Source organism: Sphingopyxis sp. J-6 (assembly GCF_046603995.1).
In the GTDB taxonomy this organism is placed as follows: Bacteria; Pseudomonadota; Alphaproteobacteria; order Sphingomonadales; family Sphingomonadaceae; genus Sphingopyxis.
In genome coordinates, this window is sequence record NZ_CP145810.1 from 1,208,164 (window position 1) to 1,233,856 (window position 25,693).

23 protein-coding genes and 1 tRNA gene are annotated in these 25,693 nt (G+C 63.4%); 13 read left to right on the forward strand and 11 right to left on the reverse strand.

Annotated elements, in window-relative coordinates; translation table 11 throughout:
* Window positions 1-144: 144 nt before the first annotated feature.
* On the reverse strand, window positions 145-2,511 hold the full coding sequence (locus V6U71_RS05845) for a TonB-dependent receptor (RefSeq protein WP_411341364.1): 2,367 nt from the start codon (window positions 2,509-2,511) through the stop codon (window positions 145-147).
* Between the two features lie 199 nt (window positions 2,512-2,710).
* On the opposite strand from V6U71_RS05845, the gene V6U71_RS05850 reads away from it, so the two are divergent.
* From V6U71_RS05850 to V6U71_RS05870, 5 genes are all read left to right on the forward strand, one after another.
* Window positions 2,711-3,337: a TetR/AcrR family transcriptional regulator gene (locus V6U71_RS05850; RefSeq protein WP_411341365.1), complete on the forward strand. Its 627-nt coding sequence runs from the start codon at window positions 2,711-2,713 to the stop codon at window positions 3,335-3,337.
* Between the two features lie 56 nt (window positions 3,338-3,393).
* Window positions 3,394-4,062 carry a DUF4197 domain-containing protein gene (locus V6U71_RS05855; RefSeq protein WP_411341366.1) on the forward strand — a complete coding sequence of 223 codons (669 nt, stop codon included), beginning with the start codon at window positions 3,394-3,396 and terminating at the stop codon, window positions 4,060-4,062.
* A gap of 229 nt (window positions 4,063-4,291) precedes the next feature.
* Window positions 4,292-8,470 (forward strand): DNA-directed RNA polymerase subunit beta, encoded by a 4,179-nt coding sequence (rpoB, locus tag V6U71_RS05860; RefSeq protein WP_411341367.1) that lies wholly within the window; start codon window positions 4,292-4,294, stop codon window positions 8,468-8,470.
* 51 nt (window positions 8,471-8,521) lie between these two features.
* A complete protein-coding gene (rpoC, locus tag V6U71_RS05865) occupies window positions 8,522-12,802 on the forward strand; it encodes a DNA-directed RNA polymerase subunit beta' (protein ID WP_411341368.1) in 4,281 nt (1,426 codons plus the stop codon).
* Window positions 12,803-13,052: 250 nt separating this feature from the next.
* Window positions 13,053-13,871 (forward strand): hypothetical protein, encoded by an 819-nt coding sequence (locus V6U71_RS05870; RefSeq protein ID WP_411341369.1) that lies wholly within the window; start codon window positions 13,053-13,055, stop codon window positions 13,869-13,871.
* A gap of 92 nt (window positions 13,872-13,963) precedes the next feature.
* Here the strand turns inward: V6U71_RS05870 and V6U71_RS05875 are convergent, their stop codons facing one another.
* Entirely contained in the window at window positions 13,964-14,143 is a 180-nt protein-coding gene (locus V6U71_RS05875) for a PspC domain-containing protein (RefSeq protein WP_054588401.1), read from the reverse strand.
* 58 nt (window positions 14,144-14,201) lie between these two features.
* Entirely contained in the window at window positions 14,202-14,330 is a 129-nt protein-coding gene (locus V6U71_RS05880) for a hypothetical protein (RefSeq protein ID WP_257719779.1), read from the reverse strand.
* Between the two features lie 313 nt (window positions 14,331-14,643).
* On the opposite strand from V6U71_RS05880, the gene recF reads away from it, so the two are divergent.
* Both recF and V6U71_RS05890 read left to right on the forward strand, forming a co-directional pair.
* Window positions 14,644-15,753: a DNA replication/repair protein RecF gene (gene recF / locus V6U71_RS05885; protein WP_411341370.1), complete on the forward strand. Its 1,110-nt coding sequence runs from the start codon at window positions 14,644-14,646 to the stop codon at window positions 15,751-15,753.
* Between the two features lie 77 nt (window positions 15,754-15,830).
* Window positions 15,831-17,126, forward strand: coding sequence for an Hsp70 family protein (locus V6U71_RS05890; RefSeq protein ID WP_411341371.1), 1,296 nt, complete (start codon window positions 15,831-15,833; stop codon window positions 17,124-17,126).
* Here the strand turns inward: V6U71_RS05890 and V6U71_RS05895 are convergent, their stop codons facing one another.
* Both V6U71_RS05895 and V6U71_RS05900 read right to left on the reverse strand, forming a co-directional pair.
* Complete coding sequence (locus V6U71_RS05895) at window positions 17,127-17,744, reverse strand: glutathione S-transferase family protein (protein WP_411341372.1); 618 nt, start codon at window positions 17,742-17,744, stop codon at window positions 17,127-17,129.
* Window positions 17,741-18,673, reverse strand: coding sequence for a DMT family transporter (locus V6U71_RS05900; RefSeq protein ID WP_411341373.1), 933 nt, complete (start codon window positions 18,671-18,673; stop codon window positions 17,741-17,743). Before V6U71_RS05900 ends, V6U71_RS05895 begins: the two co-directional genes overlap by 4 nt.
* Window positions 18,674-18,781: 108 nt before the next feature.
* On the opposite strand from V6U71_RS05900, the gene V6U71_RS05905 reads away from it, so the two are divergent.
* A tRNA-Trp gene (locus V6U71_RS05905) sits at window positions 18,782-18,857 on the forward strand.
* Window positions 18,858-19,067: 210 nt separating this feature from the next.
* Here the strand turns inward: V6U71_RS05905 and V6U71_RS05910 are convergent.
* The 5 genes from V6U71_RS05910 to V6U71_RS05930 all read right to left on the reverse strand — a co-directional run bounded on the left by V6U71_RS05910 (window position 19,068) and on the right by V6U71_RS05930 (window position 21,409).
* On the reverse strand, window positions 19,068-19,535 hold the full coding sequence (locus V6U71_RS05910; protein ID WP_411341374.1) for a hypothetical protein: 468 nt from the start codon (window positions 19,533-19,535) through the stop codon (window positions 19,068-19,070).
* A gap of 16 nt (window positions 19,536-19,551) precedes the next feature.
* Window positions 19,552-20,025: a hypothetical protein gene (locus tag V6U71_RS05915; RefSeq protein ID WP_411341375.1), complete on the reverse strand. Its 474-nt coding sequence runs from the start codon at window positions 20,023-20,025 to the stop codon at window positions 19,552-19,554.
* Between the two features lie 182 nt (window positions 20,026-20,207).
* Window positions 20,208-20,438 carry a hypothetical protein gene (locus tag V6U71_RS05920; protein ID WP_411341376.1) on the reverse strand — a complete coding sequence of 77 codons (231 nt, stop codon included), beginning with the start codon at window positions 20,436-20,438 and terminating at the stop codon, window positions 20,208-20,210.
* Window positions 20,439-20,828: 390 nt separating this feature from the next.
* The gene (locus V6U71_RS05925; RefSeq protein ID WP_411341377.1) at window positions 20,829-21,185 is read right to left on the reverse strand and encodes a hypothetical protein; all 357 of its coding nucleotides are present in this window, start codon (window positions 21,183-21,185) and stop codon (window positions 20,829-20,831) included.
* Window positions 21,186-21,190: 5 nt separating this feature from the next.
* Window positions 21,191-21,409, reverse strand: coding sequence for a helix-turn-helix domain-containing protein (locus V6U71_RS05930; RefSeq protein ID WP_411341378.1), 219 nt, complete (start codon window positions 21,407-21,409; stop codon window positions 21,191-21,193).
* Window positions 21,410-21,563: 154 nt separating this feature from the next.
* On the opposite strand from V6U71_RS05930, the gene V6U71_RS05935 reads away from it, so the two are divergent.
* The 4 genes from V6U71_RS05935 to V6U71_RS05950 all read left to right on the forward strand — a co-directional run bounded on the left by V6U71_RS05935 (window position 21,564) and on the right by V6U71_RS05950 (window position 23,473).
* A complete protein-coding gene (locus V6U71_RS05935; protein ID WP_411341379.1) occupies window positions 21,564-22,277 on the forward strand; it encodes a hypothetical protein in 714 nt (237 codons plus the stop codon).
* Window positions 22,274-22,648, forward strand: a complete 375-nt coding sequence (locus V6U71_RS05940; protein WP_411341380.1) for a hypothetical protein — start codon at window positions 22,274-22,276, stop codon at window positions 22,646-22,648. The genes V6U71_RS05935 and V6U71_RS05940 overlap by 4 nt, the downstream gene beginning before the upstream one ends.
* A 112-nt stretch (window positions 22,649-22,760) precedes the next feature.
* The gene (locus tag V6U71_RS05945) at window positions 22,761-23,108 is read left to right on the forward strand and encodes a hypothetical protein (RefSeq protein ID WP_411341381.1); all 348 of its coding nucleotides are present in this window, start codon (window positions 22,761-22,763) and stop codon (window positions 23,106-23,108) included.
* A gap of 119 nt (window positions 23,109-23,227) precedes the next feature.
* The gene (locus V6U71_RS05950) at window positions 23,228-23,473 is read left to right on the forward strand and encodes a hypothetical protein (RefSeq protein ID WP_411341382.1); all 246 of its coding nucleotides are present in this window, start codon (window positions 23,228-23,230) and stop codon (window positions 23,471-23,473) included.
* A gap of 349 nt (window positions 23,474-23,822) precedes the next feature.
* Here V6U71_RS05950 and V6U71_RS05955 read toward each other — a convergent pair whose 3' ends face one another.
* Window positions 23,823-24,365: a hypothetical protein gene (locus V6U71_RS05955; protein WP_411341383.1), complete on the reverse strand. Its 543-nt coding sequence runs from the start codon at window positions 24,363-24,365 to the stop codon at window positions 23,823-23,825.
* 333 nt (window positions 24,366-24,698) lie between these two features.
* On the opposite strand from V6U71_RS05955, the gene V6U71_RS05960 reads away from it, so the two are divergent.
* Complete coding sequence (locus V6U71_RS05960) at window positions 24,699-25,400, forward strand: hypothetical protein (protein WP_411341384.1); 702 nt, start codon at window positions 24,699-24,701, stop codon at window positions 25,398-25,400.
* The last annotated feature ends 293 nt before the right edge of the window (window positions 25,401-25,693 follow it).

The window sequence follows — 25,693 nt, forward strand, 5'->3', positions numbered from 1 at the left end:
GGCCGGTAGCGGACCTCTCGTCATCGTCACCCCGGACTTGATCCGGGGTCCATGACTTCGCCGCCGCAGTGGATCCCGGATCAAGTCCGGGATGACGAAGGTGGGTGAAGCAATATCCGCTCTCCATCCTGAACCGGACGGGCCTTAGCCCCCGCCGAAGCGTGTCGTGAGTTGCAGGCCGATCACCCGCGGCTCGCCGGCGTAGAGCGTGTTGAACCCCAGGCTGTTGTCGAACTGGACGCCCGAAACCGCGTAATGGCGGTTGGTGAGGTTGGTGCCGAACACCGCGATCTCGCTGTTTATGCTGTCGATGTCGAGCGCGATGCGCGCGCCGAGCAGGCCATAGGCGGGCTGGCGCAGGCTGTCCCGATAGATCGCCGAACCGACGAGCTGCGTCGCGCTGCGCCAGTTCCAGTCGACGCTGAGCCGGAGGTCGCCGGCACCCGTCGGAGTGCTGTAGGTGGCGCCGAGGCGATAGCTGTATTTGGGGAACTGGAACGGCTCGTTCGAGCGGTCGCCGGTGACGTCGGTGAAGTCGAGATATTTGGCGTCGTTGACCCCGAAGCCGCCCGACAGCGTCAGCCCATCGACCGGCACCGCGGTAATTTCGGCCTCGGCCCCGCGGATGCGCGCGCGCGCCGCGTTGGTGACGAGGCTGACGATTGCGCCGCCGGGCGACGCCTGAACGATCGTGCGCTGGATGTCGCTGTAGTTGGCCTGGAACAGCGCGACGTTGATGCGCAGGCGCCGGTCGAGGAAATCGGCCTTGGCCCCGACCTCGTAATCGGTGACGACCTCGGGCGCGAAAGCGGCGAAGCTGTCGGCGGTGCCGGTGCCGCGCAGATTCTGGCCGCCGCCCTTGAAGCCGCGCGCGGTGCGGGCATAGACGAGGATGCCGGGCTGGATCGTCCAGTCGAGGCTGGCGAGGTAGGAGTAATCCGAGAAGCTGTCCTTGAAGCGTGCCTGGCAGGTGCCGCCGAGCTGCAGCGCCGGCGGGATGTTGCAAACCGCGCCGCCCGACGAGCGGTTGAACGAGCGCAGTTCCTTGCTTTCCTTGGTCCAGCGCAGCCCGCCGGTGAAGCGGACGCTGTCGGTGAGGTCGACGATGAGCTGGCCGAAGGCGGCCCAACTGCTGTTCTTGACGAAGCCGTCGGTGATGTTCGGGTTCGTCGCGTTGATCGTGCCGAGCGCCGTGGCGCGCGAGAAGTCGCGGCCGGTTTCCTCGTTGAAATAGACCCCCGTGATCCAGTCGACGCGGTCGCCGATTTCGCCGCTAAACTGGAATTCCTGGCTGAGGTTCTTCGCGCGGCTCGCGAGTTCGGCCTCGAGCAGGGTGAAGGGCGAGCTGTCGAGGTCGACGTCGAGCCAGCGCTTCAGCCAGCGCGCCGCCGTGATCGAACGGAAGGACAAGGTTGGCGTCAGCTCGACCGCCAGGTTCGAGCTGACGCCATAGGTGCGCGCATAACTGCCCTGCGCGCCCGTTGCATCGTTGTCGTAAAAGCCGCGCCGCCCGACAAGGCCGGTGAACAGCGCGTGCGCCTGCCCGAGAGCAGCACCGATCGCGGCGGCATTGCCCTCCGGATCGGCGAGCAGCGCGGGGTCGAGGATGCCCTGGCTGATCGCGATGTCGATCAGCGCCGGGGCGGGATTCGGCGTGCCCGGCGCCGGGCTGGGGAAGGGGCTGACGAAGGCGAGCTTGCTGACCGGCGCATCGCCGCGGGTGCGGGTATAGTCGGCCGAGATTGCCCAGGTGACGCTGTCGTTCGGCTTGAACAGCCAGTTGGTCCGGAAAGCGGTCTGCTTCTTGCCGCCGATCCCGTCGCCGAGGCCGTTGACGCCGAGCGAGCCGTCCTCGATCCGTTGCGCGAGGATGCGCACGCCGAGCACATCGTCGATGAGCGGCAGGTTGAGGACGCCGGTCGCGCCATAACGGTCGTGCGTCGCGGCGCTGAGCTTCACATAGCCGCCGATCGCGTCGAGATCGGGCTGGCGCGTCGTGATGTTGATCGCGCCGCCGGTGGTGTTCTTGCCGAACAGCGTCCCCTGCGGTCCACGCAGCACCTCGACGCGTTCGACGTCGGTCAGCGCGGTTTCGAGGTTCGACGAGCGGATATAGTTGATGCCGTCGACATAGACGCCGATCGGCGACTCAATGGTCAGGATCGAGTCCTGCTGCGACTGGCCGCGAATGGTGAGGAGGACGCCCGTCGGGTCGGCGCTCGACGTCTGGACGAAGAAGTTCGGCGTCTGCTGCGCGATATTCTCGATACCCTGGACGTTGGTGTCGGCGAGTTGCTGGCCGCCGAAGACGCTGATCGCGAGCGGGATCGTCTGCGCGGCTTCGCTGGTGCGGCGCGCGGTGACGACGATGTCGGCAATGCCCGAGCTCTGGGCGTCGCTGTCATCGGCGGGGGCGGGGGCATCGGCCGCCGTGGTTGCGGGGGCCGTCTGGGCCTGCGCGGTGGCGGCGATGCTGGCGCTTGCGAGGAGCAGCAATAGGCGTCGTGTCATTTCTCTCTCCCTCCCGTCCCGGACCGGCTGAAACCGGTCTCTCCTTCATGAGACGTTGAAGTCCACTTATCACACTAAGTGAGACAATAACAAGAGTTTGCCTCATCAAGTGCGACATGATAGGCGAGGCGGCTCATCAAGGGAGGCCGGGATCGCAACAATCGACGCAAATCCGCGGGGTAGCGGGGCGGGCAGCGCCTTGGGCGGACGCGAGGCGGCGCTCGATGCCTCCGCGATCGTGGTCGAACGCATCGGCTTTCGCGATGTCACGATCGACCATGTCGTGCGCGAATCCGGCGTGTCGCGCGCGACGCTCTATCGCTGGTTCGGCAATCGCGAGGGGTTGCTGCTCGCGCTTCTCCAGCATCTGGCCGGACCGTATCTCGAACGCAGCGGGCAGATCGCGGTCGGTCTCGGTCCGCTCGAGGAGCGGCTCGAACAGGTGATCGCGGGCGGGATCGAGAGCATCTGCAACACGCCGTGGATCCACAAGGTGGCGCAGGAAGGCCTGCTCCACGACGATTTCTCGATCTTCCTTGCCGCGCACAAGTCGATCACCGGGGCGCTGGTGCGTTCGATGCTCGAAGGCGCGGCCGCCTCCGGGCAATGGACGCCGCCCGACGATCTCGAGCGCCTGCTCGAATGGCTGCTCCACCAGATGCTCGTGCTCGGTGCCGACGATTATGCGGCGTTCGAGGAGGTGCGGCAGCGCGTGGCGATCTATATCATGCCGGTGCTCGCCTTGCCCGGCGGGGCGCAGGGCGAGGTTGCCGAACGATTGGAGCGGATCGAGCGCAAGCTCGACGGGCTTGCCGATCGGTCATAGGGCGCGCCGGCTTTTGCTGATAGGCTCGCGGCCCGGACTGGTGGGAGAGAGTCGCGATGGACGATGGCACAGAAAAGATCGCACGCAGGAAGCTGATCGCGGGCGCGGCGGGGATGCTGGCGGTGGCGAACGCGCCCTGGGCGATGGCGAAGCTGCCGAAGAGTGGGGTGAAGGGACTGATCGCAGGCGCCTCCGACGGCGCGCTCGACAAGCTCGCGGAGCCGGGCGCCTTCTATCGCGACACCGCGGTGCGTATTTTGTTGCCGGGCGCGGGCGGGAAGCTGGCGTCGAAGCTGTTCGGCATGGGCGACCAACTCGGGCTCACCACCAATTTGACCAAAAGCCTGAACGACGCGGGCGGCAAGGCGGCCGGCGAAGCGAAGCCGATCTTTCGCACCGCGATCGACGATTTGCGCTGGACCGATGCGCCCGGACTGGTGGCGAAGAATGATGGCGCGACACGTTATCTCCAGCAGAACGCGGGCAGCGTGCTGTTCACCAGGGTGTCGCCGCTGATCGGATCGGCGCTGGACGATGTCGGCGCCTGGCGCCAGCTCGATCAACTATCGCAGGGCAGTCCGCTGCTGGCATCGGCCGGCCTGACGCGCGACGGGCTGACGCGATCGGTGACCGAACAGGCGCTGAAAGGCATCTTCCACTATATGGCGGGCGAAGAGGCCGCGTTGCGGCGAAACCCGGCGGCGCTGCTCAAGGACATTTTCTAGCCTTGGCCCGCGGGGGCTCCCGTTGACAGAATGGGACCCCGATCCTATATCGCCGTCACACCCCACCGTCCGAGATAGAGCCTGACTTTGCGCAGCGGGCTGTACGGATAGGGCGGCAGGGATTTCGACAGGCGTTGGAAAGCTGCGGTAAACCGGCAACGGTTGCCTGCGGCTTTTTTCGCGTCGATGCGCTCGCGAACTGATTTTTGTGAAGGCGAGACAATCACTTATGGCGACCAAGGCGAAGTCGGTGGGCAAGGCCCTCGAAGCAACCGCGACCAAGCGAATCCGCAAGCTGTTCGGCAACATCCACGAAGCGGTGGAGATGCCCAACCTCATCGAGGTGCAGCGCGAATCCTATGAGCAGTTCCTGCGGTCCGACCCCTCGGTCGGTTATGTTTCGGGCCTCGAAAAGACGCTGCGCAGCGTTTTCCCGATCCGCGATTTCGCCGGCACCGCCGAGCTCGACTTCGTCCATTACGAACTCGAAGCGCCGAAGTATGACGTCGAGGAATGCCGTCAGCGCGGCATCACTTATGCGGCGCCGATGAAGGTCACGCTGCGCCTGATCGTCTTCGAAGTCGACAGCGAAACCGACACCCGTTCGGTCCTCGATATCAAGGAGCAGGACGTTTACATGGGCGACATGCCGCTCATGACCGAGAACGGCACCTTCTTCGTCAACGGCACCGAGCGCGTCATCGTGTCGCAGATGCACCGTTCGCCGGGTGTGCTCTTCGACCATGACCGCGGCAAGACCCACTCGTCGGGCAAGTTCCTGTTCGCCGCGCGCGTCATTCCATATCGCGGCTCGTGGCTCGACTTCGAATTCGACGCCAAGGACATCGTCAACGTCCGTATCGACCGCAAGCGCAAGCTGCCGGTCACCAGCCTGCTCTATGCGCTGGGCATGTCGGGCGAGGAAATCCTCAACCATTTCTATGACCGTCTCGTCTTCGAGCGCGCCGAAAACGGCTGGAAGGTTCCTTTCGTCGTCGAAAACTGGCGCGGTTCGAAGCCCGCGTTCGATGTCGTCGACGCCAAGACCGGCGAAGTCGTGTTCGCCGCCGGCCACAAGATCAGCCCGCGCCTTGCCAACAAGGCTGCGAAGGACGGTCTCGACACGCTGCTGATCCCGACCGAGGAAATCTTCGGCCGTTACAGCGCCTATGACCTTGTCAACGAAGCGACCGGTGAGATCTACATCGAAGCCGGCGACGAAGTGTCGGCCGACAATCTCGAAAAGATCGACGCGGCGGGCATCGACAAGCTGGTCCTGCTCGACATCGACCACAACAACACCGGCCCGTGGATCCGCAACACGCTGAAGGCCGACAAGGCCGAGGACCGCGATCAGGCGCTGAGCGACATCTACCGCGTCATGCGTCCCGGCGAACCGCCGACGCGCGAAACCGCCGAAGCGCTGTTCGGCGGCCTGTTCTTCGACCCCGAGCGCTACGACCTGTCGGCCGTGGGCCGCGTCAAGCTCAACATGCGGCTCAGCCTCGATGCCGAGGACACGGTCACCACGCTGCGCAGCGAGGATATCCTCGCCGTGGTCAAGGAACTGGTGAACCTGAAGGACGGCAAGGGCGAAATCGACGACATCGACAACCTCGGTAACCGTCGTGTCCGTTCGGTCGGCGAACTGCTCGAAAACCAGTATCGCGTCGGCCTGCTCCGCATGGAGCGCGCCGTTAAGGAGCGCATGAGCTCGGTCGACGTGTCGACGGTGATGCCGAACGACCTGATCAACGCGAAGCCTGCGGTCGCCGCGGTGCGCGAGTTCTTCGGTTCGTCGCAGCTCTCGCAGTTCATGGACCAGACCAACCCGCTGTCCGAAGTCACCCACAAGCGCCGCGTGTCGGCGCTCGGGCCGGGCGGTCTGACCCGCGAACGTGCGGGCTTCGAAGTCCGCGACGTTCACCCGACCCACTATGGCCGTATCTGCCCGATCGAAACGCCGGAAGGCCCGAACATCGGTCTGATCAACAGCCTCGCGACCTTCGCGCGCGTCAACAAATACGGCTTCATCGAAACCCCGTACCGCCGCATCGTCGACGGCAAGGTGACCAACGACGTCGTCTATCTGTCGGCGATGGAAGAGCAGAAGCACACCGTCGCGCAGGCGAACGCCGACCTCAACGCCGACGGCAGCTTCATCGACGAGCTGATCTCGGCGCGCGAAGCCGGTGAATTCCTGATGGCCCCGCGCGACCAGATCACGCTGATGGACGTGTCGCCGAAGCAGCTCGTTTCGGTCGCGGCTTCGCTGATCCCGTTCCTCGAAAACGATGACGCCAACCGCGCGCTCATGGGTTCGAACATGCAGCGTCAGGCTGTGCCGCTGCTTCGTGCAGAGGCTCCGGTCGTCGGCACCGGCATGGAAGAAACCGTTGCGCGCGATTCCGGCGCGGCGATCGCGGCGCGCCGCGGCGGCGTGATCGATCAGGTCGACGCGACGCGTATCGTTATCCGTGCGACCGATATGGTCGAACCCGGCAAGTCGGGCGTCGACATCTATCGCCTGCAGAAGTTCCAGCGTTCGAACCAGAACACCTGCATCAACCAGCGTCCGCTGGTGAAGGTGGGCGACGTGGTCAAGAGCGGCGACATCATCGCCGACGGCCCCTCGACCGAACTGGGCGAACTGGCGCTTGGCAAGAATGTGCTCGTCGCGTTCATGCCGTGGAACGGCTATAACTATGAGGACTCGATCCTCATCAGCGAACGCATCGTGAAGGACGACGTCTTTACCTCGATCCACATCGAGGAATTCGAAGTCACCGCGCGCGACACGCGCCTTGGCCCCGAAGATATCACGCGCGACATCCCGAACGTCGGCGAGGAAGCCCTCCGCAACCTCGACGAAGCGGGCATCGTGTACATCGGCGCCGAAGTCGGTCCGGGCGACATTCTGGCCGGCAAGATCACCCCCAAGGGTGAATCGCCGATGACGCCGGAAGAAAAGCTGCTGCGCGCGATCTTCGGTGAAAAGGCCAGCGACGTGCGCGACACCTCGCTCCGCCTGCCGCCGGGCGTGTCAGGCACGGTCGTCGAGGTCCGCGTCTTCAACCGTCACGGTATCGACAAGGACGAACGCGCGATCGCGATCGAACGCGAAGAGATCGAACGTCTGAAGCAGGACGCCGACGACGAACGCGCGATCCTCAATCGCGCGACCTTCTCGAGCCTCAAGGACCTGCTGATCGGTCAGACGACCAGCGCGGTGCCGAAGGGCCTGAAGAAGGGCGACGTCGTCACCGAAGAAATGCTGGTCGAACTCGACCGCGCCGACTGGTGGAAGCTGGCCGTCGTCGAAGACAATGCGCAGACCGCATTGGAAGCGATCAAGGCGCAGTATGACGACGCGATCAAGCGGATCAACGCGAAGTATGAAGATCGCGTCGAGAAGCTGCAGCGCGGCGACGAACTCGCTCCCGGCGTGCTCAAGATGGTCAAGGTCTTCGTCGCGGTGAAGCGCAAGCTGCAGCCGGGCGACAAGATGGCCGGCCGTCACGGCAACAAGGGCGTCATCAGCCGCATCCTGCCGAACGAGGACATGCCGTTCCTCGAAGACGGGACGCATGTCGACATCGTGCTCAACCCGCTGGGCGTGCCGTCGCGCATGAACGTCGGGCAGATCCTCGAAACCCACCTCGGCTGGGCGTCGCGGGGTCTGGGCCGCCAGGTCACGCAGGCGCTCGACGAATGGCGCGATGCCAATCCCGACGCGGTCGGCGGGCAGATGCCCGAAGCCGTGCGTGATGCACTCGAACATGTCTATGGCGCTGAATATGCCGATGACATCAAGTCGCGCGATGCCGACAGCATCGTCGAACTGGCCGACAACCTTCGCGTTGGCGTGCCGTTCGCGACCCCGGTGTTCGACGGCGCCAAGGAAGCCGACGTGTCGAACATGCTGACCCTCGCGGGCCTGCATGACTCGGGTCAGTCGGACCTGTACGACGGCCGCACCGGCGACAAGTTCGACCGCAAGGTGACCGTGGGCTACATCTATATGCTGAAACTCCACCACTTGGTCGACGACAAGATCCACGCGCGTTCGATCGGGCCGTACAGCCTCGTCACCCAGCAGCCGCTGGGCGGTAAGGCACAGTTCGGTGGCCAGCGCTTCGGTGAAATGGAGGTCTGGGCGCTCCAGGCCTATGGCGCGGCATATACGCTCCAGGAAATGCTGACGGTGAAGTCCGACGACGTGATCGGCCGCACCAAGGTTTACGAAGCGATCGTCAAGGGCGACGACACCTTCGAGGCCGGCATTCCCGAAAGCTTCAACGTGCTCGTCAAGGAAATGCGCTCGCTGGGCCTCAACGTCGAGCTTTCGTCCTATGCGGACGAAGACCCCGACGAAGGTCCGGAAGCCCTTCCCGAAGCCGCCGAATAAGATTTTTCCTCACCCCTCTCGCGGCGCGACAGGGGAAGATGGAGCAGACATATGAACCAGCTTACCAACTTCATGAACCCGGTCGCGAAGCCCGAAACCTTCGACATGATCAAGATCGGCATAGCGAGCCCCGAGCGTATCCGCTCGTGGTCGTTCGGCGAGATCAAGAAGCCCGAAACGATCAACTACCGCACGTTCAAGCCCGAGCGTGACGGCCTGTTCTGCGCGCGCATCTTCGGTCCGATCAAGGATTACGAGTGCCTGTGCGGCAAGTACAAGCGCATGAAATACAAGGGCATCGTCTGCGAGAAGTGCGGTGTCGAAGTCACGGTGACCAAGGTCCGCCGCGAACGCATGGGCCATATCGAGCTCGCCGCGCCGGTCGCGCACATCTGGTTCCTGAAGTCGCTGCCGTCGCGCATCGGCCTGCTGCTCGACATGCAGCTCAAGCAGCTCGAGCGCGTGCTGTATTTCGAAGCCTATATCGTTCTTGAGCCCGGCCTGACCCCGCTCGAGAAGTTCCAGCTGCTGACCGAAGACGAACTGCTCGACGCGCAGGACGAATATGGCGAAGACGCTTTCTCGGCCGGCATCGGCGCCGAGGCGATCCGTGTGCTGCTCGAGAATCTCGATCTCGAACAGGAACGCGTCGACCTGATGGAAGATCTGGCGACGACCAAGTCGGAGCTGAAGCCCAAGAAGATCATCAAGCGGTTGAAAGTCGTGGAATCGTTCATCGAATCGGGCAACCGTCCCGAATGGATGATCCTCGAAGTCGTGCCGGTCATTCCGCCCGAACTGCGCCCGCTGGTGCCGCTCGATGGTGGCCGCTTTGCGACGTCGGATCTGAACGACCTCTATCGCCGCGTGATCAACCGTAACAACCGCCTGAAGCGCCTGATGGAGCTGCGTGCGCCGGACATCATCGTCCGCAACGAAAAGCGCATGCTGCAGGAAGCCGTCGACGCATTGTTCGATAACGGTCGCCGCGGTCGCACGATCACCGGTGCCAACAAGCGTCCGCTGAAGTCGCTGTCCGACATGCTGAAGGGCAAGCAGGGCCGCTTCCGTCAGAACCTGCTCGGCAAGCGCGTCGACTATTCGGGCCGTTCGGTCATCGTGACCGGTCCCGAACTCAAGCTGCACCAGTGCGGCCTGCCGAAGAAGATGGCGCTCGAACTGTTCAAGCCCTTCATCTACGCGCGCCTCGACGCCAAGGGTCTGTCGATGACCCTGAAGCAGGCGAAGAAGTGGGTCGAAAAGGAACGCAAGGAAGTCTGGGACATCCTCGACGAAGTCATTCGCGAGCACCCGGTCCTGCTGAACCGCGCCCCGACGCTTCACCGCCTCGGCATCCAGGCGTTCGAGCCCGTGCTGATCGAAGGCAAGGCGATCCAGCTTCACCCGCTGGTCTGCGCCGCGTTCAACGCCGACTTCGACGGTGACCAGATGGCGGTCCACGTGCCGCTGTCGCTGGAAGCCCAGCTCGAAGCGCGCGTGCTGATGATGTCGACCAACAACATCCTCAGCCCCGCGAACGGCAAGCCGATCATCGTGCCGTCGCAGGACATGGTCCTCGGTCTCTATTATCTCAGCCTCGAGCGCGAAGGCGAGCCGGGCGAGGGCATGCTGCTCGCCGACATGGCCGAAGTGCATCAGGCGCTGTTCACCGGCGCCGTCACCCTGCACACCAAGGTCATCAGCCGCGTTCCGCAGACCGACGAACAGGGCAACGAATATCAGAAGCGGTTCGAGACTACTCCGGGCCGCATGCTGATCGGCGAATGCCTGCCGAAGTCGCACACCGTGCCCTTCGACGTCGTCAACCGCCTTCTGACCAAGAAGGAAATCGGCGACGTGATCGACCAGGTCTATCGCCACACCGGCCAGAAAGAGACCGTGCTGTTCGCCGACGCCATCATGGCGCTGGGCTTCCGCAACGCCTTCAAGGCGGGCATCTCGTTCGGCAAGGATGACATGATCATCCCGGCGTCGAAGGAAGGGATGGTCGACGAAACCCGCGCGCTGGTGAAGGATTTCGAGCAGCAGTATCAGGACGGCCTGATCACGCAGCAGGAAAAGTACAACAAGGCGATCGACGCCTGGTCGCAGTGCGGCGACAAGGTCGCGAACGCGATGATGGACGAAATCCGCGCGACGCCGAAGCTGCCCGACGGCCGCATGGCCCCGATCAACTCCATTTATATGATGGCGCATTCGGGTGCCCGTGGTTCGCAGGCGCAGATGAAGCAGCTTGCCGGCATGCGCGGCCTGATGGCCAAGCCGTCGGGCGAGATCATCGAAACGCCGATCATCTCGAACTTCAAGGAAGGCCTGACTGTTCTCGAGTATTTCAACTCGACCCACGGTGCGCGCAAGGGTCTGGCCGATACGGCGCTCAAGACGGCAAACTCGGGTTACCTGACCCGCCGCCTCGTCGACGTGTCGCAGGACTGCGTTGTGATCGAGGAAGATTGCGGCACCGAACGCGGCATGGAAATGCGTGCGATCATCCAGGGCGGTTCGACGATCGCCTCGCTGGGCGAACGTATCCTCGGCCGCACGACGCTCGAAGATGTGACCGACAAGGACGGCAACATCATCGCGCCCGTCGGCACGCTGCTCGACGAAGCGACGACGCAGCGGATCGAGGACGCCGAAGTCCAGTCGGTCAAGATCCGGTCGCCGCTGGTCTGCGAAGCCACGCTGGGTGTTTGCGGCAAATGCTATGGCCGTGACCTCGCTCGCGGTACGCCGGTCAACATCGGCGAAGCGGTCGGCGTCATCGCCGCCCAGTCGATCGGTGAACCCGGCACGCAGCTGACGATGCGGACGTTCCACATCGGTGGCGCGGCGCAGGTCAACGAGCAGTCGAACGCCGAAGCGATTTCGGACGGCACGATCGAATATCGCGACATGCCGACGATCGTCGACCAGCGTGGCCGCCGTCTGGCACTGGCACGCTCGGGCGAAATCGCGATCATCGACAGCGAAGGGCGCGAACGCGCGTCGCACAAGCTGCCTTATGGCGCGCAGATCCTGCACAAGGATGGCGAGAAGGTGAAGAAGGGCGACCGGATTGCTGAATGGGATCCGTTCACCATGCCGTTGATCACCGAAAAGCAGGGTATTGTGAAGTATCAGGATCTTGCCGACGGCAAGACGCTGGTCGAACAGGTCGACGAAGCGACGGGCATCGCCCAGCGCGTCGTGATCGAATATCGTTCGGCGGGCCGCGCCAAGAAGGAAGACCTGCAGCCGCGCCTGACCTTGCTCGACGACGCGTCGGGCGAAGCCGCGCGCTACCTGCTCGCGGTCGGCACGATGCTGTCGGTCGAGGATGGTCAGGAAGTGCAGGCGGGCGACGTGCTGGCGCGTGTCAGCCGCGAAGCGTCGAAGACGCGCGACATCACCGGCGGTCTGCCGCGCGTTGCCGAGCTGTTCGAAGCGCGCATTCCGAAGGACAACAGCGTCATCGCGAAGATCAGCGGTCGCATTGAATTCGTCAAGGATTACAAGGCGAAGCGCAAGATTGCGATCGTTCCGGAAGAAGGCGATCCGATCGAGTACCTCATTCCCAAGTCGAAGGTGCTGGAAGTGCAGGAAGGCGACCAGGTCAAGCGCGGCGACGCGCTGATTTCGGGCTCGCCGAACCCGCACGACATCCTCGACGTGATGGGCGTCGAGGCGCTGGCCGAATATCTCGTCGCGGAAATCCAGGAAGTCTATCGACTGCAGGGCGTGAAGATCAACGACAAGCACATCGAGGTGATCGTTCGCCAGATGCTGCAGAAGGTCGAGATCACGGCCGGCGGCGACACCACGTTGCTGCCGGGCGAACAGCTCGATTATCTGGAGATGATGGAATATAACGCCAAGCTGCCGAAGAACGGCGTGCCCGCAGAAGGCCGTCCGGTCCTCCTCGGCATCACCAAGGCGAGCCTGCAGACGCGCAGCTTCGTTTCGGCCGCGTCCTTCCAGGAAACGACCCGCGTTCTCACCGAAGCGTCGGTGCAGGGCAAGATCGACTCGCTGCAGGGCCTCAAGGAAAATGTCATCGTCGGCCGCCTCATCCCGGCGGGTACCGGCGCTGCCATGAACCGCGTCCGCGTCACCGCCTCGTCGAAGGACGCGGCGCTGCGTGCCGCGATGCGCGCCGCGAACCCCGACCTGATCGCGCCGCAGTCGGCCGCCGACGAGCATGCCGCCGAACTGGCGCAGGGCCCCGAAGCGGCGATCGGCGACGATCCGCTGGGCAAGGTGCAGGGCGAGGACTTCACGACCGACGACGTGATGGTCGAAGAACGTCCCGAAGGCGAAGGCGAGGAATAAGCTTCCTTAAGGCCTGTGGCTGACCGAATAGAGCCCCGCCGGAGCGATCCGGCGGGGCTTTTTCTTTGCTCGGACCTGAGGTGGATTTTGGCGGGCGAGAACGGGGCGTTCTCATACGGTCCCTAAAGCTTCACTGTGTTGTTCAATATGTGACCGAAGGTGCCCGGCCGGGCCGCCGGCGGGGTGTCGTCTTTGCGCTTTCTCTTGCTGTGATTCTGTGCTCCAAAACTCACTAATGGGGGCGCACAGAATGACGCTTATGTTGGGATTGATGGCCGCGGCATCAGGTGTGGCGGCGCCTGCGGTCGAGGAAGCGATGCTGCCCGTCGCTTATGGGGTGGTCCAGCAGGCGGATATCCGCGTCCCGATCAGCGATTCGGTCCGTGCCGCAACATGGGACGAACTGGGGGTCACGCTGGATAGACCGGTTCCCGTTCGTTTGGCCTGCATCATATTGGTGCCATCGGGAGGGCCGGGCAATTGCGTACCGGCCTCGCTCGTACCGCCAGACCAAGAGCGTGTGGACTGGGACAAGATATTGGAGGCGAGTCACAAGGCAGGGCGTTCGGCCAGCCGGGTCGATGCGGCGCTCTTCAAGGCGGCGGCGCGGCGCGTGAAGACGCTTCGCCTTTTTCCCGGCGATCAAAACATGCTGTTTTCCATCCGCTTCTTCGAGGAGGTGGTCGCACCCTCCGATGCACGTCCTCCCTTTGCAGCCGCGTCGGAACCGGCGCTGACCACGCGCAATGCTACGTTCGCCGAGCCGCTCGACGGCCAACTGCTTCAGATGCTCTATCCTGCGATTGCCATGCGTTATTCGGTCAATGCCCAAGTTCGGCTGACGTGCGACGTCGGGAGCGACCTTAAACTATTGTGTCGTGATCATGGCACGGTGATGTCTGATCCCGCCGAGGTTCCAGGCTATACCGCGCAATTGATGGAGGATCTACGTTTTGCAACCTACCAGCTTGCCTCGACGGTCAAGTTGCAGCCGGAAACTACCGATGGCCAAGACGTGGTGGGACGGCAGTTCCGATTCATCGTGCGCTGGGCGCTCCCCCAAAATTGAAAAAGGCCCGCCGGTCAGACCGGCGGGCCCCTGATCGTGGGAATATGCGGGCCGGTTCGGTGCGCCGTTGTGGCGGCCGGCCCGGTGCTGGCCTAAGGCGCGAGGATCGCGACGGTCAGATACACCAGCAATGGCAGGCCGAAGCCAAGCAGCGTCAGCGCCACAAAGGCGATGCGCGTCCACAAGACGTCGATGCCGAACTGGTCGGCCATGCCGGCGCAAACGCCGAAGACCATGCCATCGCGACGATTCTTGCGAAAACCCTGTTTCATTTCTTTCCTTTCTGTCCCGGCCTCCGCGGCCGGCGTTCTAGCGGGGACGGGCGGCCGGTCAGATGACCAGCCGGCCGAGTTCCGCACCGTTCGGGCCGACGGCGGCGAGGAACATGATCGAGCAGTAGAGCGAGGCAACCGCGGCGATTGCGTAGCTTTTGAGCGAGTCGACATTGAAATGGGCCATGATGTGTTTCCTTTCTTACCTCCCTCCGGACCATCCCGGTGGATGCCGACACCAATGCAGGGGGCGTGCCAATTTCATTCATTGGCGGTTAAGCGCGGTTTTTGCGCTTTTGTAATATTATTGTTGTGGAAATTTTGCGGTGAAATGGTAAAAATTACCGATCATTGAAAAATATATCCTGTCATTTCGGGTGTGCCCTAAGCTCCGCCTTCACCGTCGTCGGGCGGCACCCCGGATCAAGTTGGAGGTGATAGGGAGGGAGAATGCGAGGTGGGCTGGCATCACCTCCGACAGTCGGGTAGCGCAGTCCTCAATGACGCTGATCCGCCTTTCGCTGACCGATTTTCGCAATCACGCCGGCGCGGATCTGGCGGCCGAGGCGGGACTGGTCGTGCTGCACGGCGAAAATGGCGCGGGCAAGACCAATATATTGGAGGCGATCTCGCTGCTCGCGCCGGGGCGCGGGCTGCGGCGGGCGCCTTTGTCCGACATGGTGCGCGACGGGGCGGGCGGGGGCTTTGCGATCTTTGCTGAGGTTCAGGCGGGAGGCGATCTGCCGCCGGTCGCGTTGGGGACGGGGATCGAGCCCGCGCATCCCGGGCGCCGGCTGGTGCGGATCAACGGCGCCGCTGCCGCCGCCGCCTCGCTCGGCGAATGGATCGCGGTGCTGTGGCTGACCCCGGCGATGGACCGGCTGTTCGTCGAGACCGCGGGAAACCGGCGGCGCTTCCTTGACCGGCTGGTGCTCGCGCTCGACCCGCGCCACGCGCAGCACAGCAACCGCTATGATGCGGCGTTGCGCGCGCGCGGCAAATTGCTCGCCGACCTGGCCACGGCCGACCAGCAATGGCTGACCAGCCTGGAGGCGCAGCTCGCCGAGCATGGCGCGGCGATGGATGCGGCGCGGCAGCATATGCTCGCCGCGCTCGCGGCCGAACTGGCCGGGCAGCCCGATGCGCCCTTCGCGCGGCCGCTGCTGACGCTCACCGACAGCGACGGCGCCGCACGGGCGGCGCCTCACGACCCCGAAGCACTCAAGGCGCTGTTCGCCTCGCGTCGCCGGATCGACGCCGCGGCGGGCCGCGCGACCGCGGGGCCGCACCGCGACGACCTGTCTGCCGTTCATGCCGCGACAGGGCGCGCCGCTGCGCGCTGTTCGACCGGCGAGCAGAAGGCGATGCTGCTGTCGCTCATTCTGGCGCACAGCGATTGCGTCGCGCGGTTGCGTGGGGCGCGGCCGGTGCTGTTACTCGACGAAGTCGCGGCGCACCTCGATCCTCTCCGTCGCGCCGCGCTGTACGATCGGTTGGCCGGGCAGGGCGGGCAGGCGTGGCTGACCGGGACCGAAGCGGCGCTCTTCGCCGACATGCCGGGACCGGTGACGCGCTTTCGTATCGCCGGCGGACGGATCGCCGCGGGCTGACCGCGACTTGCTCCGCGCGCTGCGCCGTGCAATAGGCGCCGGCCCCGCGCAGCGCCCGACCGGCACAGGAGCATCCCATGATCAGCGACGCCACCGCGCTCGGCCTCGATTTCGGGACCACCAACACCGTCGTCGCGCTCGCCGACAGGCAGGGCGGATCGGAGCTTGTCGAATATGCCGGGGACGAGGCGACGGGCGCAGTGTTCCGTTCGGCGCTCTGCTTCTGGGAAGAAGAGCGCGCCTGGCAGGGCGTTGCGCACGAGGCGGGGCCGTGGGCGATTGCCGAATATCTCCAGTCGCCGCTCGACAGCCGCTTCGTCCAGTCGTTCAAGAGCGTCGCGGCGAGCCCGTCGTTCGAGCGCGCGATGATCTGGGGCAAACCCTATCGCTTCGAGGATATGGGCCGCCTGTTCCTCCAGCGGCTGGTCGCGCACGCCGGCGGGCGGCTCGACACGCGGCCGCGCCGCGTCGTCGTCGGGCGCCCCGTCGAATATGCCGGCGCGCGGCCCGACGCCGCGCTCGCGCGGCAGCGCTACGACCTGATGCTCGCCGCCTTCGGGGTGGAAATCTATTATGTCCACGAGCCGCTCGGCGCCGCGCACAGCTATGCGGCGCGGCTGACCGAACCGGCGACGATCCTCGTCGCCGATTTCGGCGGCGGCACCACCGACTTTTCGATCGTCCGCGTCGCTGCGCCGGGCAGCCCGCGCCGCTGCGTACCGCTCGCCTCTTCGGGGATCGGGATCGCCGGCGACCGTTTCGACTACCGGATCGTCGATCGCCTGATCCTCCCGCTGCTTGGCAAGGGCGGCAATTACCGCTCGTTCGACAAATTGCTCGAGATACCGGGCGGCTATTTCGCCGAGTTTGCTGACTGGTCGCGGCTGGCGCTGATGCGCAATCGCCGGACGCTCGACGAACTCAGGCGGTTGCAGCGCGACGCCACCGATCCTGCACCGATCGGCCGGATGATCGCGCTGATCGAGCATGAGCAGGGCTTTCCGCTGTACGACGCGGTCGGGCGGCTCAAGCGGGCGCTGTCGGATGTCGAGGCGGCCGAGTTCCGTTTTAGTGGCGACGGCGTCGACATTGCCGCCGAGGTGCGCCGCAGCGATTTCGAAGGCTGGATCGCCGACGACCTCCGCCGCATCGAAGCCGCGATGGACGCGGCGCTGGCGAAGGCAAGCGTCGACGCCGCAGGCATCGACCGCATCTTCCTGACCGGCGGCTCGTCGCTGATCCCGGCGATCCGGGCGCTTTTCGACCGCCGTTTCGGTGGCGAGCGGATCGCAACGGGCGGCGAACTGACCTCGATCGCGCACGGGCTGGCGTTGATCGGTGCCGAGCCCGATCCGTCCGAATGGACGGCCTGACTAGAGCTTTTGCCGTTCGCGTGCGCGCCGGAATCCTTCGCGGGCCGTGCAGCGATCGAGCCAAACCTTCGTCGCGTCGCCCAGCACATCGCCGGCGTCGAGCGTCGTCGCGAGGAAGGCGGCATAGCCGATCACGATATCGGCCGCTGTGAAACGCCCCGCGACGAGCCATTCGCGCCCGTCGCCGAGCGCGGCCTCGATGCTCCGCGCGCGGCCGCCGAAAAAGGCCTTATAGTCCGCGACCGCCTGTGCGAGCCGCCGCTCCTCGGGTTCGACGCGCGTGTAACGGAGCATGATCGCGAGCGGAAAGGTCAGCGTCGCATCGCTGCGGTGCAGCCAGTTGCGCCATTCCCAATGGTCGGGCTCGTCGCGGCGAACCGCGAGATCGGTCCCTTCGGCGATGCGTTCGCAGATCGCCGCCGATTCGGTCATCAGCCGCCCGTCCTCGACCCAGCCAGGCACGGTCATCAGCGGGTTTACCGCGCGATAATCGGGCTCGAACGCGCGCGGCGGGAAGCGGAGCAGGCGCAGGTCGACGTCGATGCCGGCTTCCTCGACCGCCCACAGGCAGCGGAGCGAGCGCGCGTCGGCGCAATGATAGAGGATCGGGAGTGTCATGCGGTGATATCCTTCATCCGCTCGATATGCAGGCGATGCTCGCGCCACGCGATGAACAGCCCGCTTGCGATGATCAAGGGCGCGCCGATCCACGTCGTGTCGGCAGGCAAGGTGCCGAAGAACCACCAGCCGCAGGCGATCGACCACAGGAGGCTCGAATAATCCATCGGCGTCACGACCGAAACGGGCGCAAGCCGGAGCGCGCCGGTGAGCGACAATTGCACCACCGCGCCCAGCAGGCCCAATCCGATGAGCAATCCCCATTCGCCCGTGCTGTGCGGCGTCATCACGAAGGGGAGGGCGATACCGAGGGGAACCAGCGAGAGGAGGCTGAACCAGAAGACGATCGTTATCGCATTTTCGGTGCGGCCGAGATCGCGGACCTGGATGGTGATCAGCGCCGTCATCACCGCACCGCCGAGCGCGATCAACGTACCGAGCCCGTGGTCGCCCTCGAAACCTTCGTACAGCAGCGTCGTCGGGTTGAGCACGACGAGCACGCCGACGAAGCCGACGATCACCGCGCTCCACCGCGCCGCGCCGACCCGTTCGCCGAGCAATGCCGCAGCGAGGAAGACGCAGATGATCGGTACCGACAGGTTGATCGTCGTCGCCTCCGCCATCGGCAGGAAGATCATGCCGCCGAAATTGAGCGCCATGCCGGTCAGCCCCATCGCGGCGCGGCGGGCGTGCACGCCGATGCGCTGCGTCGCAAAGCTGCCGAGGCCGCCGTGCGTCAGCGCCCAGAGCATCAGCAGCGGCAACACGACCGCCTGCCGCCAGAACAGGCTTTCGACGATGTGGATGCCGGCTTCGGCGATATATTTGACCAGCACGAACATGACCGACAGGCTGAGCATCGCGAGCAGCCGGAGCGCGATTCCGCCCAGATAATGCTGCGGCGGATGGGAGGCGGTTGCGGCGGTCATGGGCAGCCCCGCGCATATCAGCCCCGCGATGCTTTGCAAGCTATGCAATTTCGCTGCGCATAACCCTTGCTCCGCTCCGCCAATCGGGCTACGGGCGCACTCCGGCCTAGGGGTATAGCTCAGTTGGTAGAGCATCGGTCTCCAAAACCGAGGGTCGCGGGTTCGAGTCCTGCTGCCCCTGCCATTATTTCAATGGTTTAGCCGAGAAGGGTTGAGGTTGAGCAGTGTGCTCCCTCTCTGGATAATCACCAGATAAGCGCCAGAATAATATGCGGGCCGAAAGCGCGCGGTCTGAAATAATTTCTCAAAAGCGCCCCCGGCACTAACCATCAAAACCTACGAAACCCCTTTGCCGCCGCCGTGCCAAGAGCGCCGTTAGTGCCAATAGGTCACGCTACCGATCCAGCACGAACCCCGCAGGCGGCGGATCGAGGACAAAGCCATCAGGGAGGCCCGAGGGCTTGGCGCTGCGACGCTTCCGCTCGGGCCGCACGTCGTCCAGCGGCTCCCCGCCGAGGACGTGCGCTTTCGCTTCCTTGCGGGCCGCCGTGACGGCCGTGCGGATTTCTTCGGCCTGATCCTCTTTCGCCATCTCCCGATATTCCGGCGTAGCCATCAGCTCGCCGATCCACTTGCGGGCGAGGCTTCCGGCAATGGGCTGGAGCTTGTCGTATTGCTCCGGCGTCATGTCGCCCTTGTTGGGTTTCGAGATGGTCGCCCCGACGCGCAGCGCCTCATTCGTGATCGGGTCTTTCTTGTCGGTGCTGGTCCAGATCGGGGAGATGATGTCGGGGCCGACGCCGCCCTCGCTGCTCATCGGCCGTCCCCAAACATCACGTTTCGGCAAAAGGCCGTCAGACATGCCTGGCATCCTTGTTTCAGGCGAATGCGGCGGCGCCGAACGCCGGGGCGAACGCCGCGCGGTAGAATTTGGCGAGGGCCATAATTTCGGGGGTCGCCATGTCGGCAGCGGTGTTGAGCGTCTGCATCAGCTCGGCAGCGTTCGACGACGGCAGCAGCTCGGTCGCGATTTCCAGAAGGCCAATCGACTGCGCCGCCCAATCATTGGCGCAATCGTCAGCGTCACAGTCGGCATAGACTTTGGCGAGGTGGCTACAGTGATCGGCGGCCAGCAGCAGCGCATCGGGAACGCCCTGCGAGGCTGCTAGGCGGGCATAGGTCAGGCCCTCAAGGGATGCGACGATCTCGTCAGCCTCTTCATTGATGACCATTTGGCGGGCGGCGTAGGAAAGCCGGAACTGCGCCTGAGCATCGCCAGCAGCGGCAAGGCGTAGGTCCGCAACATGCTGGCGCGTGTCGTCGCCGACGGAATCGTCGTGGGCTGTGAGCATTGAACTCTCCGCGATGTAGGGGACGGCTGCGACCGGCAGCGGAATAGCTGGCGGGGTCTCGGCGACAGTGACGGCTAACCAGCCGCAGCCTCGCGAATTATAATGGGGCAACTAATCGAAAATGTCAATCATTCAGGCGAATTCAATCGTCACCTTCGATTTGTCGGCTAAGGCTGAACCGGTCAGACGAACTGCGATGCCAGAAACGCCAATCCTGCTGTCCCGAGGGCGATCCCCGTCGCATTCGCGGCCGGAGAGAACCATTCCAGAGTTGGGGTCTTGCCAGCGCTTTCAGCCTTGCGCTTTGCCTCATCGGCTCGGAACCAGAACACCGCCGCGCTTATGGAGGCCAGCGCTGCGAGCACGTAGGCCATGTTTACCATTGCTTGCGCGAGGTTGGGGCTGCCATCCATAGGATCGGTTTGTCGCCGATCAGCGCGAGCGCGTCAATAATCGGCCTGGCACTGTGCTAGAACGGGATCGAGCCTCAGGACAGGCGCGGTTCCACGCCGCAACGATGGCGTTCGCCTGCGAGAGGATTACGTCGTGATCGCTTCGGACAGGCTTTGGTTGGACCGGGGGCGGGTTTACCGCTCGCGCCACGGTGTCACGGCTGAGTCCAGTCGCCTCCGCAACCTCAGTGATGATGCTCTTCGGACGCCCGACAGGACGTTGCGGCAATTGTTCCGCATTTTGCGTGACAATTATTTTGGCGGCTTCGCGTCGCGCTTCAAGCAATTCCGCGTACCTGCGAATGTGCTGGTCCCGCTGTTCCTTCGTCAGGTCGAGCCGGTGAGAAGGGCTTAGAACTTTCTGGCGGGGAATCCTGTGAACGCCGCCTTCTCGCAGTTGCCTTGAGCGAGGATAATCCAATTTATCGCGAATGACCTTTTCCGATCAAGGAAATCACCGGTTTCCCGGTCAACATAGAAAAGATCGTCTCCCTGATCATCCTCCGACATGCGGAAGATGATCTTAGTTTCGCGAACGTCTTGAATCTCGGAAGTGGTGCTGCAATCGCCAGAGCACCACCGGTTCTTTTCCAGATCAATCCTCAGAACGAGCTGCACTGCGCTGCGGGGCTTATCAAGATCAAGAATTGCCCCCGCCGTTGAAGTCCCGCTGCAAATCAAATTGAATGCGGCAATGGCCGCGAGCATTTGCGTCATTCCGGCACCGTTACCCCGACGCGACCAGCGCGGCGCGTGAAGTCGGCGCCAGCGTCGGTAAGCGCCTTTTGCATCTTATCGATGGAATCGCCATCGACGGGGTTGCCACCCTCAAAGCGGGCAATGGTCACGCGGGATATGCCGCATCTTTCGGCAAGATCGGCAGCGCGCCAGTTAAGGCCCGCACGGGCCATTTTGCATTGGTTCGGTGTCATGGCTTTACACCATATAAAGATATGGGCTTGACGGCAAGGGGGTTAACCATTTACACCATGTAAAGCCAAGGCCAGAAGCCAAGGCGCGCCGAGGTCGGGATTGCAGTCCCAACCCCGGCGCTAATCGAAACCCTTATTGCGAAGGGATACGACTATGAAAGCTGATAGCACCCGTGCGCCCGATGGCGCCACCACCTTAACTACGAAAGAGGCATGGGAAACCGCTTTTGCGGCATGGGAAGCGGCGAAGGTCGCGGCCGACGATGCCCACGCGGCCCACGCCACCGGTTGCGATGAAGCGGGCGCCCTTAGCGCGTCCGATCCCGATGCACCCGCCGCGATTAAAAGGCTGGCCGCGCTGGCGGAATCGACGGGAAGCGCACAAGCCGAGACTTTCAAAGCGGCGATCCTGACCCCCGCTCCAGACTTCGCCGCCGTGCTTTGGAAAATGACGGCGCTCTATGGTGAAGGCGACACCGGCCCCGATGACGAGCATTCGGCGGCGTGGCGGATGGAATATCCCGGCGCGGTGATTGCGGACCTTGAGCGCCTGCAATCCGACTTCGCCGCGGCATGGCTGAAAAGCTGGGTCAAGGATGGCGGCAGCGTCGTGATCGACACGGACGGCAAGGCGCAGGTCGGCTGGGTCGTTTATGACCTCTCCCCCGCCTTCGTCGAGCCGCACCCGACGTGGCCTAACGAAGTCCGCGAGACGAACGCGCTGTTCAACACGGCGCACCACGATGCGACGATGAAAGCCCGCTACGAGGCGCTGCACATGGTTCCGGGCGGCGCCAACATGGTGAAGGCCCATATGCGGGCCGAGGGCATCCGCGTGGCGGTTTACAACCGGGAGCAGGACCAGTGAGCGCGGTCGTCGTGAAGCTGCCCACGGCAGCGCCGCGCAAGGTCTGCAATGGCCGTTGGAAAGAACAGCGGGCCGCAGCGAGGGCCTTGAAGGATCAAGCCGCCCACCGTTTTAGCCACCGCCACCCCTACGAACGGGAGAAAATGCGGGAGGTTGAGGTGATGGCCGATTACCTCGCAACGCACTCGCTAACCGAGGAACGGCTCGCGATTTATGCCATCGTCAAAGCGCTCGGGGACGATATTGCCCTTAGGGCGCTCGCTGCCAGCAATCGCGACCGTGGCGCATCCAGCCTGATCAGATTGGCGATGGCGAACGGCGAGCAACGCTATTGGCTCAACCAGTTGCTCGAAGATCGGGGGCTTGTATGAGCGCCCGCCATGAACCGGGCAGCGCCGCAATGACGGCATGGGGCTGGGCCGTTTGTCTCGGCACGTCATGGCTCGCGATCCAGACCGTGGGCCTTGCCTTTGCGGTGCTGAAATGAGCGCGCTTCTATGGCACAAGCGGGGGGCTTCACGGCTCCCCGCCGACATCGCCCTGGCACTCATCCCGTCGCTGCCCCGTCAGCATCTTGAGCGCCTTGTTCAGCAGCTTATCGACCGCATGGACGAAGCGGACGGCGATCCCGATCTTGAGGAAGCCGACGAGGACGAGAGCGGCAGCGAAGATGATTGCTCGCGGACTGTCCACGACGGCCCCGGCTGCCCGATCGCTGATTGCGATATGGGCATTGACGACGGCCCGCACGACGGCGAGGCGGACCTAGCCCCGGCATTCGACTACGGAGAGGACCAGACGGTAATCCCGCTCTGGCAGATGAACCCGTGAGCGGCGCGGTTGTGAGGCTGCCCACGGCAGCACGTCGCCAAGTCGCCCAGCGGTGCAACAAAGAGGCGCGCGCGGCGAAGTAGGCCCTTCGGGACCAGCATAGCCACCGCTTTTCGTACATGCTGCCCCGAGAGCGGGACGTAGCGCACCTTGCCGACTTCATAGAGGCCAACCCGCTGTCGGCTGATCGCCGCATCCCTATGGCGCTCATCAGGGCGCTTGATCTGGACGATGACGCCCGTCTGAAAGTCGCGATTGATGTTGTCGGCAACGAGACGGCGGCTCACGTCGTGGAGCTGGCTTTCGCGGATGCGAGCAAAGTGCTGCATATCTCCAGCATCCTGCGGCGCCGGGGGCTTTTGTGAGCGCCCCGGCTCCCGGCCTGTGCGCGGGGCTTGTCGAGCGCATAGACGCCTTTCTTCGGGAAGCGGATATGCCCGTCAGCGTCTTTGGTATTGCGGTGGCGCGCGACCCCCGGCTGGTTAGCGATCTTCGGAACGGTCGCGAGGCGGGTGCTACGCTGGTCAGGCGCGCTGACTGCTTCATGCACCAGTGGCACAGGGACTACGAGGCAGGCCGCGTGCAGCGCGTCGGTGATCGCCGATTTCAGCGAGCGAAGCGTTGAGCGTTCTTCGATATAGGTAAGCGGCAGTTACCTATTCGGGCGGCGGGTTTCGGCTCGCCGCCCGTTCCACTTAACGAAGTCGTCGAAGCCTAAAAACCGAGCAGTGGGATATTCCACTCGCCTGCTTTGAGGACGCGGACCTCCACTTCCACCACGAGATGAACCTCTTGGGGGTGGTCCGTCTGAGGTTGTAACAATCTCCCAGTCTTAACGTCTAAGGCTGCCACGAGGCTGTCGCTCTCCATCACGCAATATAGCGGGGTGTGGTCGTGCAGATATTTCACATCTACCGCCTTGTCGGGCATCTTCAGCGCATCGCACAGCATCTTGATTCGCCCATCAAGGTCTCCTCCATTTAAAAGCAGAGACCCGGGATCCTCCTGCCGAAGAAAAAGCACTTTAAGTGAGCAATTTAAGTCCAGCGCCTTGGCGACGAGCGGCATGTAGTGTCGGCCGTCGCGCTCGATTGGCTCGCACAAATCCACAAACCCCTCCTGAATAGGATACGAAGGATCGCGATCGGTGCTAAATGGACTCCTGGGTGTACCGAGAAACCGCTCAGGATGTCGCGCCACAATTGCAGTGGAACGCAGGCGACGCAGAGCTGTGTGGGTTTCCCAGAGGAGCTTCAATTGCGGATGGAATGCCTCTCGGATTTTGCACACCCAATCCGGTCGCGGCTTGTTAGCGCTCGGAGGCAACTGTCCATGATAAACAAGGTGAAACCTCATACTTGCCGCCTCAAAAACGAGTGGTTGCGAAGGATGCTCTGTCATCCCACCACGTTATCGAGATACGAAGCATAAAAAACGCGATGGTGCCAATATGGAAAAGTTGGCGCTGCCAACGTCTGTCTACAGGACTGGTCTACGGATGATCGCAAACAAGCCTGAATCTCAGATGTGACCCGCCGGTTTCATCCTAAGAAAATTGGCCCAATGCCGGATGCGAGTTGGTACGCCCAAATGCGCGGAAGCGCCTTCATACTTATCGAGCAAGGTTATTCGCGGCTCAGTTTACAAGAGCGTCTCGGGCTAGGTAAGGCCGCAGCGAAATATTATATTCAGGCGTTTCGCGACAAGCTTAGGTTACAGAGTATCCCGCTGCCGCCGTGCCGATGCGGCGGACCTCACAACCATTTGGGTTACTGCATAGAGAAGAGGCACGGGTGCCCGACCGGCATAAGGCCGATGCCAACTGATTTCGTGATGATAGCGCCAACGCTGACTCGCGCCGGGATCATGCGTCATTACCAAACCAGTCGGCCAACGAGAGATCGTTGGCTGAGGGAAGCGCCAGACATCAAGCCGCGCAGGATATTCACTCGCTCTCTCAAGCCGGGAAGCCAATCATCCTCGCGTCTGCGCGATAATCTCTATCGCGAAATTGATCGCCTCATTCCCCTCGGATTGGCGGAAGACATTAGAGCGGATGCGATTTCGGACATCTATCTCGCCGTCCTTGACGGTACCCTATCGCGTGATCAAATCGCCGAGGGTGGGCGTAAAATTTTGAACCGTGTTGTCGATTTTTGTGGGTTAGGGCGCCATAGCCCTGTCAGTTTAGACATCAAGTACCTTGACGACGGCACAACGTACGTGGACTCCCTTGAAGATGAGGAAGCGTTAGCCGCTTTTGAGCGCATTTTCGACGACGAAGATTGGTAATGGCAGTTCAGGCCCGGCAGAAGCCCCACGATTGGGTGATCGATCGCCTGCCCATCTGCGTACATTAGAATGATTGGCCAGCGGAACCACGGTGGCGGCAAGCAAAAGAGCGATAATCATTCGTGGCCGTTAGCCTGATCGATTGACGTTCGCAGCCCTTCCGGCGTGACCCGCCACAGACGCTTGGCTGAACTGCCCGGCCGAGGATGCAATTGCGCTGGTGCGGAAATACCCAGCGAGCAGACTTGTTGTCGATCGGACGGATGAGCCATGGTTCAAGAGGAAGAGCGTTG